The organism is Stieleria sp. JC731 (assembly GCF_020966635.1).
In the GTDB taxonomy this organism is placed as follows: Bacteria; Planctomycetota; Planctomycetia; order Pirellulales; family Pirellulaceae; genus Stieleria.
The window spans coordinates 341,454-358,321 of the sequence record NZ_JAJKFQ010000001.1 but is presented as its reverse complement, the minus strand read 5'-3'; the positions used below and the strand labels follow the sequence as shown (position 1 = coordinate 358,321).

Annotated in this window: 14 protein-coding genes; 3 read left to right on the top strand and 11 right to left on the bottom strand. The window is 53.2% G+C overall.

Annotation, left to right across the window (positions count from 1 at the left end):
* The 7 genes from LOC67_RS01195 to LOC67_RS01165 all read right to left on the bottom strand — a co-directional run bounded on the left by LOC67_RS01195 (position 1) and on the right by LOC67_RS01165 (position 9,502).
* Positions 1–1,287 (bottom strand): hypothetical protein, encoded by a 1,287-nt coding sequence (locus tag LOC67_RS01195; RefSeq protein ID WP_230260590.1) that lies wholly within the window; start codon positions 1,285–1,287, stop codon positions 1–3.
* Between the two features lie 323 nt (positions 1,288–1,610).
* Complete coding sequence (locus LOC67_RS01190) at positions 1,611–2,030, bottom strand: FixH family protein (protein ID WP_230260589.1); 420 nt, start codon at positions 2,028–2,030, stop codon at positions 1,611–1,613.
* A gap of 311 nt (positions 2,031–2,341) precedes the next feature.
* Complete coding sequence (locus LOC67_RS01185; protein WP_230260588.1) at positions 2,342–2,926, bottom strand: hypothetical protein; 585 nt, start codon at positions 2,924–2,926, stop codon at positions 2,342–2,344.
* Positions 2,927–4,088: 1,162 nt separating this feature from the next.
* Positions 4,089–6,584: a glycosyltransferase gene (locus LOC67_RS01180; protein ID WP_230260587.1), complete on the bottom strand. Its 2,496-nt coding sequence runs from the start codon at positions 6,582–6,584 to the stop codon at positions 4,089–4,091.
* 294 nt (positions 6,585–6,878) lie between these two features.
* Positions 6,879–7,991, bottom strand: coding sequence for a M56 family metallopeptidase (locus tag LOC67_RS01175; RefSeq protein ID WP_230260586.1), 1,113 nt, complete (start codon positions 7,989–7,991; stop codon positions 6,879–6,881).
* Complete coding sequence (locus tag LOC67_RS01170) at positions 7,988–8,374, bottom strand: BlaI/MecI/CopY family transcriptional regulator (RefSeq protein WP_230260585.1); 387 nt, start codon at positions 8,372–8,374, stop codon at positions 7,988–7,990. Before LOC67_RS01170 ends, LOC67_RS01175 begins: the two co-directional genes overlap by 4 nt.
* Positions 8,375–8,428: 54 nt before the next feature.
* Positions 8,429–9,502, bottom strand: a complete 1,074-nt coding sequence (locus LOC67_RS01165) for a DUF1559 domain-containing protein (protein WP_230260583.1) — start codon at positions 9,500–9,502, stop codon at positions 8,429–8,431.
* Between the two features lie 340 nt (positions 9,503–9,842).
* On the opposite strand from LOC67_RS01165, the gene LOC67_RS01160 reads away from it, so the two are divergent.
* Complete coding sequence (locus tag LOC67_RS01160; RefSeq protein WP_230260581.1) at positions 9,843–10,739, top strand: phosphatase PAP2 family protein; 897 nt, start codon at positions 9,843–9,845, stop codon at positions 10,737–10,739.
* Between the two features lie 10 nt (positions 10,740–10,749).
* Here LOC67_RS01160 and LOC67_RS01155 read toward each other — a convergent pair whose 3' ends face one another.
* The 4 genes from LOC67_RS01155 to LOC67_RS01140 form a co-directional block, all read right to left on the bottom strand.
* The gene (locus LOC67_RS01155; RefSeq protein WP_230260579.1) at positions 10,750–11,700 is read right to left on the bottom strand and encodes a sugar phosphate isomerase/epimerase family protein; all 951 of its coding nucleotides are present in this window, start codon (positions 11,698–11,700) and stop codon (positions 10,750–10,752) included.
* A 2-nt stretch (positions 11,701–11,702) separates the two neighbouring features.
* On the bottom strand, positions 11,703–12,191 hold the full coding sequence (locus LOC67_RS01150; protein ID WP_230260577.1) for a hypothetical protein: 489 nt from the start codon (positions 12,189–12,191) through the stop codon (positions 11,703–11,705).
* Positions 12,191–13,621, bottom strand: coding sequence for a helix-turn-helix domain-containing protein (locus tag LOC67_RS01145; protein WP_230260575.1), 1,431 nt, complete (start codon positions 13,619–13,621; stop codon positions 12,191–12,193). The genes LOC67_RS01150 and LOC67_RS01145 overlap by 1 nt, the downstream gene beginning before the upstream one ends.
* Positions 13,622–13,782: 161 nt before the next feature.
* Positions 13,783–14,106, bottom strand: a complete 324-nt coding sequence (locus tag LOC67_RS01140) for a calmodulin-binding protein (RefSeq protein ID WP_230260573.1) — start codon at positions 14,104–14,106, stop codon at positions 13,783–13,785.
* 372 nt (positions 14,107–14,478) lie between these two features.
* Here LOC67_RS01140 and LOC67_RS01135 point away from each other — a divergent pair, with 372 nt between their 5' ends.
* Positions 14,479–15,894 carry a hypothetical protein gene (locus LOC67_RS01135; protein WP_230260571.1) on the top strand — a complete coding sequence of 472 codons (1,416 nt, stop codon included), beginning with the start codon at positions 14,479–14,481 and terminating at the stop codon, positions 15,892–15,894.
* Positions 15,895–16,151: 257 nt separating this feature from the next.
* Positions 16,152–16,808: a hypothetical protein gene (locus LOC67_RS01130; protein ID WP_230260570.1), complete on the top strand. Its 657-nt coding sequence runs from the start codon at positions 16,152–16,154 to the stop codon at positions 16,806–16,808.
* The last annotated feature ends 60 nt before the right edge of the window (positions 16,809–16,868 follow it).

The window sequence follows — 16,868 nt, the reverse complement described above, 5'->3', positions numbered from 1 at the left end:
TCAGCCACCCAAAAAAGTCCCGCGCATGTCCATCGGTTGATTCATGATCCAGATCGCCGACACCAGCATCAGGAAATACAAAACACCCCACGGAACGGTTGCCTTAGCGACCGACGATTGAAGGGAAGCTCGATCTGGCCCCTTGGACGCGAACCCTTGCTGGATGCGATGCAAGATCATCCATGCTGTCGCGACAGAACCGATGAACCCCATCAATAGAAATCCGAGTTCGATCGCATAAACCATCGATTCCGGCATCCCGCCCAGTGACCACTGCGGCTTTCCAAGCCATGCGGTACCAAAGGCCTGACGCACGGCATTTTGAGAGACGGGAATAATCGTCAGTGCACCCGTTAAAAAATGAAACGCATAGTGTGCAAGCCAGACACCAAACCCGATCGGTAGCAACGACGGTGCTAAACGTTTCACAATCGCAATTGCCGAATCATTCGATCCGGTTAGTCGCTTGGTAATCACAGCAGCAGACAGCAGCAAGATTGCGGGTTCGATTACCAAAAACAAAGAGAAGATGGCTGCCAAAATCGGCCATTCCACTCGCAGACCGGTCGCGTTCGCAATCGCCCTTTCCAGCGTATAAACCGGACTGATCATCGCAAATGCGTTCAGCAAAGCGCCAAATGCGAACACTACCGCCAGCACGGAAAAATCAAGACGCCGTTCCAGCACCCCAAGGCCGGATCTGGAACCTATCTGGCCAAGCTCTTCGCCGGGCAATCGAGCGATGATTCCGACATTGTCCGCCGGACACGCATAGACGCAGTCCATGCAAAACGTGCAATCAAGATTTCCCGTTTTACGTGGCTGAAAAAGCGCTAGTTCACATCCACGCTGAACGATAGGAAGCTTGGCTCTGTTGCTGCCAACCGTACCCGATATTTGTTGCGTGGCCCCTATCGACGTCAGCTCATTTTGAATATCCCGTCGACCGCGAATGCAATCTTTGGTTTTACACTCCGTACAAACCGACGGATCGCGAACTACGACCTCGAGCGGCGACAATGTGGACGCCAAGAAATTGAACTGACCGATCGGACAAACATATTTGCAAAACGAAGCCTGCCGAAACAGGCTATCCACCGCTGTTGCCAAACCAAAGTAGGAGACAATCAAAACGCCGGTCCACCATGGATCGGCAAACAGATCAAATAGCTCATACGCGAACAACACTCCGACGAACAACGTGATCGCAGGCCACTTGTTGCGAAGTGCTTTTGGCCAATTCCAACGAGGTGAATAAACCTTGCGAACCAGTGCGCGCGGAAGCATGAAGGGACACCCCATGCAAAAGAAGTTCCCGCCTAGCAAGATCACCAGGACCACCAGGCCGCGAAAATGAACCCAAGTCAATAAAGCAGCGAGGTTCTTCGGCGCCAGTTGCGGTCCCCAGAAAGCATGCCCCACCATGATCAAGCTAACTAGCAAAACAGGGATTTGCAGCAACAACCGTGAACAACGATGACGCAGGATTCCTCCGAGCAACGGAATCGAAAACAGATCGATCGATGACCGCTGCTTTCGCCTACCTGTTGCCCCCCTCGGAGGATCCTGCTCAGAGCGACGTCTAGCTGAGTGCTGCGTCCCAAGGGAACTCACTTCGTGTTCACCCCCGGAACATCAACCTTCGTTTCAATAACTTCGCCGCTTGGACCTTCAGCCGAAACCAGTAAAAACCAGTCACCTCCCATCGTGAAATCAATAGTCCCTTCATAGACACCAGGTTCATCTGCTTGGCTCATTTCGGCAAACGAAGGTTTCATCCCGGCGTGGTTCATATTGCCTTCGACCGTCAGCTTCGCATCCTCGATCGGCTTCCCTTCGCCATCGACCAGCTTGATCGTCAAGTCGCATGGCCCAACCGTTGGCTGTGAAGGCTGGAACGTCACCTCAGCACTGCCCGTTGGACTTTGCGTACTTCCACCTTCGCAACCGACGATTGCCAATGCCAAGAAGACCGAAACGCATACCTTTATTGCATTCAGCTGATACTTCGATCGCTTTAAACAATGCATCTTTTCCTCTCCTAAGATTGATGAGCAGTAGGCGAAATCATCTCTTCTGCTGTCCCTGGCTTTGCACTCCACAGCAAAGTGAAACATCCGACTGACAACAAACCGCATAACACCAGCACCACGCGAGACCCGATCGATTGGGGCGACGGTTGCCCTCCAGCCCAGAACCAACCGGCAATCGAAACAGCGAACAGAGCGACCAAAAAGATCGAGATGAAGGAACGAACTAAATTCATAATGAAACCTTGGTAAAAGCAACTTTCTAAACACGTTTATTGCATCGTGATCGATGCATTTCCCAACCACAGCAACTAGGCCCTTTTGGCACGTGGTTGCCATGCACACGAACAACCCTGGTGGGCAGCTTCGCCGGGAAGTGGAAACATGTGATAGAACATCGCGATCACCATCGGGACAAACACAACGGTGTTGTAGAACAAGTGCAGTTCGACTCGCGGTACGACCAACTGCAGAATGCTGACCGGGACCGGTGAATCAAAAAGGTTTCGTTGCAAGATCGCCTGACTTTGCAACAAGGCATGCTCGATGTGGTGCCAAAACTGAATCCAAAACGCGACCATCCACCAAGTCAGCGATTGGCCTACGAATCCTTTGCGAAGGATCCAAAATGCGACCAACATGATGATCGCGTATCCATAGTGCAACGCTTCGGATTTGATCATCCAAGGGAACCAAAGTCCGAGCACTCCTCGCGATTCAGGGATCGGCCAATTGAGGACATAAATCTGAATCGCTTGCGCTAGGTGTTCAGTCCAATGCGCCAAAACGATTGCGGTGTAAATCCAAAGAGCCTCTTTGTGGTAAGGGCCATTGATCCTCTCCATCCATGTCATCTGACTGGTCGCTTTAGGTAGCTCGCAGGTTGCTGTGGACATTCACTGATCTCCAAATTGATTCGGTTCGTGGTTGACGACGCGTCCTCCGGAAGAGCGAAGGATCGTGTTAACGAACGTCCGGCAAGAGCGAAGAATCGACACCTTCAAACCCAGCCAAACGCTCGCTTGATAAGTTCATAAACCGTCGATGCGAACAGCGCAGAGCACTACCCCAAGCAACCTCATGCTGCGTGACGAGGGGCCAGATGCGGACTGGTCACAACGACGTAGCCGGACAACGAAATCCACTTCACAGACAAGTGAATCGTCACACAAACCACGGCGACAGCGAGTCCCAGGTGGCATGGTGAAGCCGGACGAAACGACAGTTCGAAAGCGTTGGCGGAGTAGGTGGCCAACCAACCAGGATCCTGCCTGGCAAGTCAGCGACGCAGCCCGAAGCAGCTGAATTCGGTCACGTTAGCCAAGCTGCGAATCATCGCAGTTTGAACATGACCAACCGCAGCTGAAGGCCATCTCGCGACAAGGCGACCAACGACGCAAACGGTTTCCCAGCAAGGACTTCCGTAAAATCCAACGCGACTTTAGACAGCCCGTGGTGGACGCTCAACGCGTCCACGATGACCGGCCAGGAATGAAACTTCTGGCTCAAAATAGAGGAGTTCAGCTTCGCTGATATCAGCAACTGAACGCTGTTTTTGCTCGCAGCCGTAATCCTTGATCGTCTTGAACGAAACGGAGGACACTGGAACCGGAGCACTTGGAACGAATGGAGCACTTTTGCAATTCGGACCATCACAAGGAAGCTTGCCAAACGGCAATGCCCCTGTGCTTGCAAAACGTACTGTGCCAGCCAGATTTATAGTGCCGGCCGAATGTGAAGCGTCCATCGACTGCTCACCAGCAGGATGCTGCAACCAGTCGCCACAACTGCCATACGCAGAAGAAGCAGACGCAACCATGACGACAATCAAAACCCCTGCCTTGGTCAGGACTGACCGAAGCAGTTCGCAACATTTTGCTACGTTTCGATTGAAAGACTGGTACATAGAGAAGGCAGTCTAGATTTCCAAAACGTTCATGTCAATCAAAATTGTCGCACCGCTATAGAGTTACCTTGCGATCTGAATTCGATGCGATTCAGTTCGGAGATCACCACCATTGCGACCTCTTGCCTAGCCGCCGAAGACTCGCGATCTCACTATTGCATTGTGCGGTCGCTGTCTTCATTGCCTTGCTTTGACACAAGCCGAAATGCGGTCTCGGGAACCATCACGTCAAACAACTGTGAAGTCCCTTGCTGAGCGATCTTGGTGATTCGTGTCCCGACCGGCATGCTTTGAGCCAACTCGTTTTCATCGACCGACTGTTTGACGATCATGTAGCATCGCTCGGATCGTAGCACAAACGATTTCAACCTCTCGTCTGTCACATCGGAATAGTTTTCGACGTCGCTGCGTTTCAGATAAAACGGCACTTCTGAAAACTCATGACTGACAGTTGCGATCGGAACATCAGGTGTGCTTAGCAATGGCTTCGAAAATGTCGATGACTTTGCCAACAGCGTTTGCTGATAGCTGTAAGCCGGAAGCGATTGATGAAACACCATGGTCGCTAGAACGAGCGTTGTGACGCCAACCATTGGCCATTCGTACCGCAGCATCGATCCACGAACGATGGACTGCATCGTGAACACGATCATTGCGGCCCAAACGAAAAGCCAACCCGCCAAGACCATTGATTCTTGACTCGCGGTGATCCACTGAAAGGTTGCAAAACCGATTCCGACAAAACAAGTCGTCAGCAAGGCCGCACGTGGCGACCAAACACGGGCGATCATCATCTTCGCCCTTCCCTGTGACTCGTTCGCCTGTGACTCATTCGTCGCTGACTTCTGAACAATCGCTGACATGAAATGCCCCATCATCATCGCGAACGCTGGTGCCGCAGGTAGCAAGTAGGTCGGCAATTTGCACTTCGATATCGAAAAGAACGCGAACGTCCATACCGCCCAAAGGCAAACGAATCCTAGGGCTTGTGGACGATGATTCCTCTGATGCTTATCCCGTCCCAAAAGGAAACGGATGTAGGGGACGGTTAGGAACGACCAAGGATGACCAGCAATCAGCAGCACAGGAATAAAGAACCAAATCGGTTTTTCATGAAAGGCGCCTGCAAAACGCGCGACATTGTGCTTGTAAAAGAACTCCATCAAGAAATTCGGATCTTGTCGATGAACCAGCACAAACCAGGGCAACGTGATCGTGGCCGCAACCAATCCGAACCATGCGACCTGCCATCGCGTTGGTTTTTGACAAGATTCAGAAATCCAGCAATACGCCAACAAGCAAGGCGCCCCCAACACCAACACCACAGGTCCTTTCGTCAAAAAGGCCAGACCGGTCATCACTGCCGATAGCGTCCACCAGATCCAACGGATTGTCGCCGAACGAGAACTCGGGCTTATCGCTTCATACGCTGTGAACATCGCACCGGCAACAAACGCTGTCAGGACACCATCGAGCAACAGATACCGACTGCTAAACAAGAATCCTGCAGATAGAAACAGCACGATTCCGGTCGACAGTCCCACTCGCCTATCGAACACTCTCGAAGCGAACGCCATCGTCATTGCTAAAGTCAGCAACGCCGCCGCCGCAGGGACAAGCCGAGCAGACGATTCACTGACACCAAAGCATTTGTACGATATCGCACAAAGCCAATAAGTCAGCGGTGGCTTGTCATAGTAGGTTCGAAAATTCAGCTGCGGCAAAACCCAATTGCCGGTACCGATCATCTCGCGCGGTATCTCTGCATATCGAGTCTCATCTCGATCGATCAAGGGATACCCAAGATTCGTCGTCACTAGTAGCGTGGCAAAGACGAGTAAAAGGATTTGCAATCCGACCAACCGAAGTTGCCCCGAATCAGAAATGCTAAGTCGCGACACTTGCGAGGGCAAAGACTCCATCGCGGGAAACTGCACCCGGTTCCACCAGTATCGCAATAGCTGCGTCAACACTTGTGGAATGTGTTTGATCGATACGGTGCTCTCCCCAGCCGTCCTCGGGCGATGAGTGACGCCGACTTCAACAACCGAACAGCCCTTTCGTTTGGCTTCGACCAAGATTTCGGCATTCACAAGAAAACCGTTCCCGGTGATTTCCAGATCTTTAACAACATCTCGGCGAAAGAGTTTCAGCGCACAATCAATGTCACGCACTTCGGTCCCAAGCAAACAACGCACCAAGACGTTATAGACCTTGGAATAGAAGCATCTTAAAAAGCTGTCCTGCCGGTCAATTCGATAGCCACAGACGACGTCATAGTCGCGGGAAAGAAAAAGCAATCGATCCAACTCGTTCAGATCAAATTGGCAATCTGCATCTGTGAAGGCAACAAAATCACAAGTGGCGACGGCAAAGCCGGAACGGATTGCCGCGCCGTAGCCGCGATTGGGAGAATGCCGTACAAGCCGAACAGAGGAATTCCGCTGTGCATGTTCTTCAACGATCGCTGCGGTTCGATCCGAACTTCCGTCATCGACAACGATGATTTCGTAGTGCGTTGTTAACTTTTGAAGCGCGGTCACCGCTTCTGAAATCGCGGTCGCGATCACCGCCTCTTCGTTGTAAGCCGGCAAGATCAAAGAAATTGATTCGCTTGCCTGATTCAATTGACGCTGTGTCACTTGCATCCCTGCTTGCTGTCTCTGCGTGTTGTTCTACGGCATCTTTAGTAATTCAGCCGATCGGGATACTAGAAACACCCAATAAGTTGGCACAACACCAATTACTACCCAATTAGTAATTAAGCCGGCCACGATGGACTCCGGCGTGTTCTACTTGCCCAGACTTGACGACGGCTGTCGAGAAAGCATGTTGGTTCTCTATTGTCGCCCTTCACTCCGTGGAGGTGGCGTTCTTTACCGTGGGGTTTTCAGAGTGGAAGGCAACTCGATGAGAGAACAAACCCGAAAATCAGCACCTGCTTAGTGCTCGTCGCACAACCATTCGTGCAGTTGAACACGTTCGTCAAACGCTTCGAAATCACGGACTTGGATATCGGCCTGATGCAAAGCATTGGCGGTCCAGGATGGCCAAGGCGACCACTGACTGCGACTCGAAGCAAGTACGTTGGTTGGAAGCCAAACTTGGTGAATCAGCAGTGCCGCGATAACCAAGCCGACACTAGCGATCGACGATCGCCAACGACCGGCTCGCCACTGCGTCAACTTGGACGAAGCGGTTGCCAATTTCACGAGTCGATCACTTCGCCGAATCAGGCTACTTTTCGAATCACCAAACCCCAGTGTTCCGCGAGTCACTTGCGTGCACGAAGGGTTACGGCTGAACTCGGCAACCGTCGCCAGTGTTTGCAAGTAGCGACTGAAACTGCCGATGCTATTGGACACAGCTTCGTCGCACAAAAACTCACGCGTTAACTCAGCTTCTTTAGCTGCCAAGCGAACTGCAGGGTGGAACCAGAACAAGACGGAACAGACGCCTTGCAAGAAATGCTGCATCGGATGCTGTGTTTGCAAATGCTCCAGTTCGTGAAGCACCACGTTGCGAACGGTGGATTTGTCATGTGCCATGAGCTGCTCTGGCAGCACGATCACAGGGCGATGAAGCTGCCAACAGAATGGCCCATTGATTTCGGCGGAAATGAGCACCGACAATTGCGGATCATCGACACAAGCAAGATCCAAATCGGCAAACAGCTGATTCATGTCAATCGCATGACAACGGTTCCGCAAAAAGGAAACGAGCCGTAGGAGCTGCGTTGTCTTCATCAAGAGTGTCAGCAGGACACCGACGCCCCAAATCGATAACAACGTGACAGCCAGACGGCTTTTCCAAATCAAAAACGTCGACATTGTTGAACGATTGACTTGGAAAGGAAAATCGAACAGTCGTCGGTGGGGCAGACTCAATCCGGAAAAGAGCATCCCGATAATCACCAAGAAGCAAATCGTCCAAAGCCGACAGTTGCCTTGCGAATCGTCAACCCAACGCCTTAGTGCGAATGTCACCGCAACGACGCAGGCGATCTGCGTTGTTAGTGAACTTGCGATTTCGAATGCGAGATACTGATCCATCATTCGTCGCCTAGCTTTGCGGCGGCTTCTCGCACCGCTTGAATGTCGTCGTCCGAGATCGTTTCGGATTCGAGCAGGCTGAGCACCAAAGACTTTGTCGAGCCACCAAAAAGTCGATCAGCGAGCGACTTAATCATCCCTTGCTGAACTTGATCGCGAGAGACATTGGCGAAGTACGTGTACGCTCGGCCGATTTTTTCGCCGCGGCAGACGATCTGTTTTTCTTCCAAAATTTTGATCGTCGTCATCACCGTGGTGTAGGCCAAATCACGTTTGATGGTGTCGACAACATCGTTGACTGTCACGCTGCCTTTTGTCCATACGACATCCATGACCTCTGCTTCGCATTTGGTCAGTTCGATCGAGCTTTTTGAAGAACGTGGCATAAAACTTAATTCACAGCTTTAACGATAAGAATAAAGGTGGCTTCAATCGCCCGCTCAGTCCCGTCGATGGATTTGAACGGAGCGATGGTATTCATCCAGGTCGATGCTTTCGGAGATGAAGGAAACATGGCCGTCACCCCATAAAAAATTCGCTCCGCCCGGATGCCGACTGGAAAAGTCCGACTCGTCTGCAAGCGGATGATTAACGCCCTCGAGCGCGGAACCGACTAGGCGTGCGGCGGCGTCTTCGCCTGCCAAGCTAACGCCAAGCCATGTCGATGGAACTTGCGCCATCGTGCGTTCACCGACGATCATCGTGCGTGATAATCCACGCTGAATGTCTCGAAATCGAACGACGCGATTTTCGAGGAACGCGCCATCGCCGATCGGAGCTGGGATTTCATCATCCGACTCCATCGTTCCAAAAACGCCAACGTAATTTGCGGTCGGCAAACGCATCAGCGGCTCGCTTTCGTTTTGCGAGATAAACGGATGCCCAGACGCATAGGATCCGCTTTCTTCTTCGTCCTCGTCTTCGGCGTACAGGGTAAACATCGGGTCGGCGATGTCAGACGGGCATAGCATTAGCGGCAATGATGTCTGCCGAGCGATGCCGTGCTTTGCTGCTGCGAGAGACGCCTTCATATCGATGCGCGATGCGATAGACGACTGCTCCAGAAAAGGTAGAAGCGGCACCGTCCAACCGAAAGCGGATGACGCGCTGGGGTCAAAGGTCCAACCCGCGGGAAGGCAACGCTTCGCATCATGATGGTTGTGAAGCGCGATGCCGATTTCTCGTAGATGGCTAGAACATTGCGTATGCCGGGCCGTTTCGCGAGCCGCACCAATGGCAGGCAAAAAGATCGCCAAAACGCCTGCGATGATCGCTACAGAGACCATCAACTCCAGCACGGTCAAGCCTTCGCGCGTTCGTCGAATGCATGCATACGCACAGTTCCCATACGTACGGTGATGTTGCGATCGAAGCGGCATCGTGCTCAGCCAATTCCAGTGACTTCCTTGTCTTCCAAGCCGCACAATATACGAATCTTTTAGTTTTTCACCAACGCCAGTTTTTACCGTGTTTTCCAGCTCAAACGCCCAACCACTGTTGGATTCTGCTGCCAAAACCCCCTTCTATCCAGCCCCATTTGCTCCGAACCGATGAAACGGCGTTGCCTTTTTTACTAATCGTTTAGTAAGTCATGTCCGTCCTCGTTTCACTTGCTCGGATTGACTTATGACACGGCACCTGCCCGCTGCTTCATCACCACTAGCCACCATCGTTAAACACGTTCTGATTTTGATCGCGACCTGCGTAGCACCAGTCCAAACATTTCGTTGTTTTGCCACCGAACCGGAAACCGGCTTCACAACGCCCCAATCCGCGCGTAGCCGTTGGCAGGATCCACCCTCCTGGATCAACAACCCGACTGCGGATCCGTCAATCAGATTGATCACCGCTTCGATGCAATGGCCGGATGACGATCAAGGCTTCGCCAATACGGCGAGCGACAAGACGAGTCCCGATCGGACTTTGCCCATTCCCAACGTGATGACGGAAAGAGAATCCTTTCGCCATCAGTTTTTCGACCACCCATTGCTGCGCCGACGTGCAAAGCTTGAGCGAGAACTTTCGAACAATCAGACCAGCCTTTGGAAAGAAGTCCAACTGGATTACTTGAATTACTACGACCTTGAAACATTGAAACTGGTCGCGGGCGGAGCATTGATCGGAGCGGCGATCGCAAACACGACGCTGGACCAACAGATTCAAGACCATTTTCAAGCCAGCGTCCGTGGTGCGACCAGCGATGACTGGTTCGAAGGCCTGCATTCCAGCAAAGAGCTTGGAAATGGGCTCTACACGCTACCGATCTTCGGTGCCGCTTGGTTGGCCGGTGAGGTGTTCGACGACTCTGCTGTGATGCAGACCACTGGGCGCTGGGGCAAAAGAACGCTGAGATCGTTCTTGGTTGGTGCCCCTCCGCTGATTGTCGCGCAACGATTGACGGGTGGATCTCGGCCGAATGAAGATCGACACGCTTCGCATTGGCAACCATTCAATGACAATAACGGCGTTAGCGGTCATGCATTCATGTCGGCATTACCGTTTATCAATGCGGCGAAGATGACCGACCGTCGCGACTTGAAAACGATCCTCTATGCCGGATCGCTGTTAGGGCCGATCTCCCGAGTCAACGATGAAGCCCATTACCCATCACAAGTCGCATTGGGTTGGTGGCTAGCCTACGTTGCCGCTACCGCCATCGAGCGAACCGATGCGGTCAGCAACAACGTTTACATTCATCCCTACGTTACCGAAAGCGGCGCAACGGGCGGGATGTTACAGTGGCGATACTGATCGCAAGAACCTACGCAAAGGCTTTGCGAAGCATCGAAAGGCTTTTGGGGATCGCCGTTTCGTGTGCTTCTTTGCCTTCGAACTCAAGCGAGATGTAACCTTGGTAGTTGGCCGCTTTCAGGATCTTGGCCACTTTGTCGTAGTCGATCTCTAACGTGTACCAGGTCCCGCCACCGAAATACGTCTTGGCTTGAACGAAGACTGCCTTAGGGGCCATCATCTCGTATTGTTCGTACTGGTTTTCTAAAAAGTTACCGGTGTCCATCGTCGCCTGCAGCCATGGCGAATCGATTTCATTAATGATCCGTACGACGGCATCGGCGTTGCGACCGATGCCCCAGTGGTTTTCCAAGCCGAGCGTGACGCCACATCGTTCGGCCGCTGGCAAGCATTTTTCGATGCTATCGATAACCCATCCGAAAGCGTCTTCGTCGGTATAGCCGTCCAGTCGTGGCTCGATACCTTTGTTCGCCATCAGCGTATCGAAATCTTTGCTGGTTCCCCAACGTCCGGTATTGATACGAATCGTCGGGATGCCCATCGCGTAGGCCATCTCGATGCAATCGATCGTGTGCTGGATGTTCTCTTGTCGCTTCTGAGCGTCAGGAAAAACGAAGCTCTGGTGAGTCGAAAACCCACAAAGGTCCAAGCCGTTGACGAAAGCCCGCTGCTTGATTTTTTGCAGCGTTCCAGGTGACGTGTCTTCCATTTGGACGTGCAGAATCTCGACACCGTCGAACCCGGCTTCGGCGGCCAAGTCGATACACTTCGCGATCGTCAACTTACTGTCGTCTCTGTAACGCCAGTAAGAATAAGTCGAAACAGCAATCCGATTTGGACGCACAGCAACTGGGCCTGCACCTGAAACGGGCTCGGCAGCAAACGTCGGCTTATTCAGTGCGGTCGCCGAAAGCGTGGCGGCACCGGCGGCTGCCATTAGGTCACGTCGATTGAGCTTCATCTTCATTTCGCTGGGTGTGGACTGGAATGCATTTGAAGGGAATTCGTGCCGTCAGTCGCCGCTTTTGCGATTTTGCGACGAACCAATCTTGCCGAAAGTGACAAGTCTTCCGGACGCCGCAGCAACATCGTCACGCCAAGCTCCATCAATGATGCGAGCTGACTTGCCGACCATGGACGCTGCGAACGATCAATCGCCACGAATTGCATCACATCATGATGACTGACGGAGACTTGTGCGATCGAAAGTGCAATTGTGGAGCAATTTGTCGCGTCAACTTCCCAGAGCACAAAACAATCCCCCGCCGAAGCAATCGCGGAACGGACCAATTGCCGCTCAATCGCCTGAACTCGGATAACTGAGCCGCGATCGGACACCGGATCATCTGCCGCCGCGTGTGCAAATGGGCCAACAAATCGTCTGGCCGCATCAAGCCAGCGGCGGCCAGATTCGGCGACCAAAAAGACGGGGGGCTCAGCAGGTTGTCGCATTACAGATACGTTTCCAACTTTCGCAGCAACCTTGCCCGGGAGATATTCATTCGCCTGGCTGCCTCGGCGCGGTTACCGTCTGCCGATTCCAAGGTCGATAGAATCAATTGCCGTTCATAGTCAGCAAGCGTTTGATCCAAATCGAATGGCTCGGCATCGGTCGCGACAACCGTTGGCCGATAAGACCGAATCGCCAGCGGCAAATCTTCCACACCGATCGAAGATTGCTTGCCCGTTCGAATGGCATGGCGGATCGCCTGATCCAACTCATCAAAATTATCCGGCCAAGGATAAAGCACCAATGCATCCAACGCCGCAGCCGTAAACCGATCGGCGCTGCCCTCACCTGCCGCACGACGACGATCCAACATTGCCGTCGCGATCAATGGCAAGTCGTCTACACGGGCGGCCAACGAGACCATCCGAATCCGGATACCACAAAAGCGATCATTTAAATCCGGTGACAGCAAGTTGCTTGACGCCGTGTCATCACTGTCCGAAGACTCATCCGTCTGTGACACCAACCCGGGACAATCGACCAGACCGATCACTCGCAAACGATCACCGTGCTCCTGAACATGATCGAGCAAACGCTGCTGGGCTTCGGGAACGGTCGCATCGATCTCCTTAAGAATGACGCTAGCTGGCTTCTTGTCAGCCAGCTGATGCAAGATAGGCCACAAGCTTGCATCCAATAGCTCTGCATCCATTAACGAACCATCGACGACAACCAACGGTTCAGACGGAGCGGAACGGTTGTGGATCTCGCGTGCGATCGCTTCGGCAAAACATCCGGGCGGCGATTCGATCAAAAAATCACTTCGCGATGCCGCGGCGATTTTGATTTGACGCTGGAGCCTTTCGGCGGATCGAGACTCACCCAAGGCAGCGATGTGTGCCAAGTTGTCTTGGTGGTGCCGCCAAGTATCAAGACGTTGTCTGAGCTGCTTTGCCAATTCCAGGTCGCCATCAGGTGTGGCGTCAGCAAACCTACCGGCAAAGGCAAAGACCAAGGTTTCATCGGCACGCCCAAGCTTGACGAACCGAGTCTCCATCGGAGTGAACTGACGTGCCCGCTTGCCGGCCATCGAGGGCTGGACAAGCAGCGAAGCCGTCCCGCGGGACAGAATCCCCGGGGGCGGTGCCAGCGATGCGGCTAAATAGTCGATCGGATCATCGGTGATCGCAGCCCCTGCGACCGACAACCGACCAACCAGCAGCTCCGGTTCGATCGAAAGCCACTCACCGACGCTTGCGGATAGATAGAGCAACTTACCGTCTGGGCCAATCACCCAGAACGGATCGGTTGATTTATCGATTTGGCGGCTCAGTGGCCGAATGCTTGTGCTCGTCGCCATCGCGGCCATCTTAATCAGATCGAGCGAAGCTTTGCCTGAAAACTTGAGCCCGGTGGCGCAAGCCGCGTTCATGAATCACGCGGTCAATGATCAATCGACACCACGGCAAGCGACGATGGGCTCAGTGAACAATCGTCCGTGTGAGACCATCGCGAAGTGCTTCGACCCCGCGATCCTGCGTCGCTTCGATTCCGGTGTTTTCCCATTCGACCGTCAATCTTCGACGGTGAATCTTAGAACACGTCAAGGATGAAGTGGTGTCCGCTGTGGTAGCGGCGATTGCTGGGGTAGTAGTTGTGCCACTTCTTGTTGTAGACAGGAATACGCATTTCGGCTGGATAGCGGTGATACATGCTATCCGCACTGCGATAGTACTCTTGTCCCCAGAAGTTTTGGGGGTAGTAGACGTACGGATAATGGTAGAAGCGATTCCAATCGCGAGTGCTGGCGCTTCCGCCCCACGCTTGTCCATAAGCACGTTGGTCGGCAGATGCCTGATCAGCAAGCGTGAACGCCGATGCGACCAGAACAGCGACGATGATCAATTGACGAAGCATTTCTGCTTTCCCCCTAGGTCAGCCTCATACGGCCCTGGCGTCGTCCTGACGCAGGCCATCGGTGGGCTTGGTTGATGGTTGTTTCCAAAGTGTCCGCCGCTGTGATGCTGGTGTCCGACATACGGGCATCGTTCCACCCTGCCACAGGCCAGCGAGTCGCGAACCATCGAACGTATCGGCAGTTTTGGCTGGATGGGTTGAGCCGATCGTAGGGCGAATTCCGGGAGAATCGACTTCAGCCTTCTCAGCCGACCTGTTTTCCACCTATGATTAAAGCAATCGCTCAGCGCTGCGATCGTGACTGCGCTGTCAGCTTTAACCATTCCCGGGGAAATCCCCGCTGGTTTCCGCGCCAGACACCCGGAAAACATAATGATTAGGCAAACCTACCGAACTTTAACGGTCATCGCTTCAATGCTCGCAATCGCCATCGGACCGATGGTCGCTGCCTGCCCGTTTTGCGAGTCCGTTCAGCAAACCATTCGGCAACAATCCGAAACGATGGACGCCGTCGTGATCGCATCATGCTTGGATGGTGAGTCGACCCGAAATCTGACCACGGGGGTGGTAAAGATGAAGGTCGAGAAGGTTCTCAAAGGCGGCCAATTCGTCAAGGCAGAACAAACCGTTGACGCGATCTACTTTGGAAAGGTCGAAGTCGGACGCCGCTTTCTGCTCTCCGGCGTCGATCCCCCAAACTTACAGTGGTCGTGTTTGCCGGTTAACGAAAAGAGCGAAGACTACATCGTCAAAGCCACCGAAGTTGAAGATGACCCTGTCGCGCGGCTGCGATTCTTTCGCAAGTACCTCGAAAACGAAGATCCATTGATCTCGCGCGACGCCTACGACGAATTCGCCTCCGCACCCTACGACGTGATCAGCAAGATCGGTCCTGAAATGGATCGCAAGCAACTGATCGACTGGGTCAAACAACCTGAAATGGGTGTCGACCGTAAACGTCTGTACTTCACCATGCTGGGTGTCTGCGGTGACGACCAGGACATTCCCATGCTGGAAGAAATGCTCAAGCACCCCACTAAAAGTGGCGCTAACGGCTTGGACGCATTGATCGCTTGCTATCTAACACTCGCCGGTGAAAAAGGATTGCCACTGATCGAAGAGCTTTACATCGCCAATAAAAAGGCGGAATTCTCGCAGACTTACGCGGCGATCATGGCACTTCGATTTCATGGCACCGAAGGCAAAGTGATTCCTCGCAGTGCTCTCGCTGAATCGATGCACAAGATCCTCGAACGCGAACAGCTTGCCGACATGGTGATTCCCGATTTGGCCAAATGGCAGGATTGGAGCCAAATCGATCGGCTGAGCAAATTGTTCAAAGAAGTCGACCCGAAAGACAATTGGCTGCGAGTGCCTGTAATCAACTACATGCGTGCTTGTCCGCTTCCGGCAGCCGCCGAAGCACTCGAGGAATTCGAAAAGATCGATCCTGAAGCCGTCCGCCGTGCCAAGGCTTTTTTCCCGGCACCGATCCCGGTCCGCCCCAAAAGCAGTGAATCGTCGACCTCCCAAATCGATTCGTCGGAGCTACAGCCGCCCGTCGCCAGCACGCCATTGAAGCCACGAACCGGCGAGCGTTACGCAGCAGCCTTGAACCCATCTGCCGCTCCCGTGCCCGCTTTGGTCACCCGACAGAATGACCTGTCAGAACCATCGAACCCTTGGGAGTTCGCCTGCGTACTGATGATCTCCTTGGCAAGCTTGGTGATCACTCTGTTTTTGGTTCTTACCGGCGGTTCTATCGCCGAACCGAAACCAGAAAACTGAATCGCCCGCTGACGGTGACAAAATCACCATCAGAGGGACGTTTTCAATGACGTTCAACGGTGTCGCTGACATTTTGAATTGGATCCTCGCGCGATGAATGTCGCACAACAACGAAGTCCTGGGTGAACGACGACGTAGTTCGGCCGCTCTCCCTGGTCTGGATCGTTGCCCGTGATCAGAATGCCACTTTCGTAATAGCAATCCATTTCACGTCTTCTTTGCGACACATGCAAACGATGGCAACGACTGATTTTCAAATGACGAACTCCGCCGATGCGGCGGACTTCCCGTACCGTGCCCTCAGCCGCAGCGCTATCGCTGCACTAATGTTGCTGGCAGTTGGACTGCTCGGCTTGGTACCACCTTTCGAGTTTTTGTTGCTGATGTGTGGTGTCGGAGTCATCTTCGCCCTCGTCTCGATCCGCTCGATCAATCGCTACCCGGACGAATTCAGTGGCCTCGGCCTGGCCAAGTTCGCTTTGGTTGCAAACTTGGTTGTCTTGATAGGGGGCGTTTCGATGCACACCTACGTGTACCTGACCGAGGTTCCCCCGGGACACGTTCGCGTTCCGTTTTCTCAGCTGAAGTTCGAAGCCGACCCGGATCGACCGACCGAAACCGCGTATGAACTGGACGGCAAAGACATCTTCATCAAAGGTTACATCCACCCATCCAGTGGTGGAGGAATGCTACGCCAATTCGTCATGGTTGGTGACCTAGGGACTTGCTGCTTTGGTGGACAGCCAAAGAGCAGCGAGATGATCGAAGTCACCTTGACCGGTGGCGAAACTGTCAAAGGTGGGATGACACGGCGAAAACTCGCTGGAAAGTTCATCCTAAACAAAGTCCCCCAGAACCGAACCGATTTTGACAACTCGGTGTTCTATCGGGTAAAGGGTACGTCAGTGAAATGACGTGGCGATTGCCCTGATACCTGATCGATCCTTCCTGCGAACACCGGAAGGTTACCTGCC

Bases quoted from the DNA above. Each gene is read 5' to 3' on its own strand.
- LOC67_RS01195 (WP_230260590.1), bottom strand. From the start codon at position 1,287: ATGCTTCCGCGCGCACTGGTTCGCAAGGTTTATTCACCTCGTTGGAAT.
- LOC67_RS01190 (WP_230260589.1), bottom strand. From the start codon at position 2,030: ATGCATTGTTTAAAGCGATCGAAGTATCAGCTGAATGCAATAAAGGTA.
- LOC67_RS01185 (WP_230260588.1), bottom strand. From the start codon at position 2,926: ATGTCCACAGCAACCTGCGAGCTACCTAAAGCGACCAGTCAGATGACA.
- LOC67_RS01180 (WP_230260587.1), bottom strand. From the start codon at position 6,584: ATGCAAGTGACACAGCGTCAATTGAATCAGGCAAGCGAATCAATTTCT.
- LOC67_RS01175 (WP_230260586.1), bottom strand. From the start codon at position 7,991: ATGATGGATCAGTATCTCGCATTCGAAATCGCAAGTTCACTAACAACG.
- LOC67_RS01170 (WP_230260585.1), bottom strand. From the start codon at position 8,374: ATGCCACGTTCTTCAAAAAGCTCGATCGAACTGACCAAATGCGAAGCA.
- LOC67_RS01160 (WP_230260581.1), top strand. From the start codon at position 9,843: ATGCAATGGCCGGATGACGATCAAGGCTTCGCCAATACGGCGAGCGAC.
- LOC67_RS01155 (WP_230260579.1), bottom strand. From the start codon at position 11,700: ATGAAGCTCAATCGACGTGACCTAATGGCAGCCGCCGGTGCCGCCACG.
- LOC67_RS01150 (WP_230260577.1), bottom strand. From the start codon at position 12,191: ATGCGACAACCTGCTGAGCCCCCCGTCTTTTTGGTCGCCGAATCTGGC.
- LOC67_RS01145 (WP_230260575.1), bottom strand. From the start codon at position 13,621: ATGAACGCGGCTTGCGCCACCGGGCTCAAGTTTTCAGGCAAAGCTTCG.
- LOC67_RS01140 (WP_230260573.1), bottom strand. From the start codon at position 14,106: ATGCTTCGTCAATTGATCATCGTCGCTGTTCTGGTCGCATCGGCGTTC.
- LOC67_RS01135 (WP_230260571.1), top strand. From the start codon at position 14,479: ATGATTAGGCAAACCTACCGAACTTTAACGGTCATCGCTTCAATGCTC.
- LOC67_RS01130 (WP_230260570.1), top strand. From the start codon at position 16,152: ATGACGAACTCCGCCGATGCGGCGGACTTCCCGTACCGTGCCCTCAGC.